The sequence below is a fragment of the Paenibacillus sp. BJ-4 genome (assembly GCF_020404765.1).
Taxonomy (GTDB): Bacteria; Bacillota; Bacilli; order Paenibacillales; family Paenibacillaceae; genus Paenibacillus.
Map to the genome: position 1 here is coordinate 1 of NZ_JAIVEM010000067.1, position 211 is coordinate 211.

Annotated in this window: 1 pseudogene; it reads right to left on the reverse strand. The window is 51.7% G+C overall.

Annotated elements, in window-relative coordinates:
- A pseudogene (locus LCF57_RS11155) lies at positions 1-211 on the reverse strand (IS3 family transposase); the annotation flags it as partial.

A 211-nucleotide genomic window follows, 5' to 3' on the forward strand; every position in this document is an offset into this window, starting at 1 on the left:
TGATGAATTTCCGTTTCTGACTTACACTGGTGGAGGTACAGCTTCTCGGTCTTGAGATGCGAAAAGAAGGATTCGATGCAAGCGTTATCCAGGCAGGTACCTTTGCGAGAGTGACTGCCCTTGACGCCGAATTCTTCGAGTCGTGTGTTGTACGCCGCAGACGTATACTGGAAACCCTGATCCGAATGGAGCACGGCACCGGATACGTCTC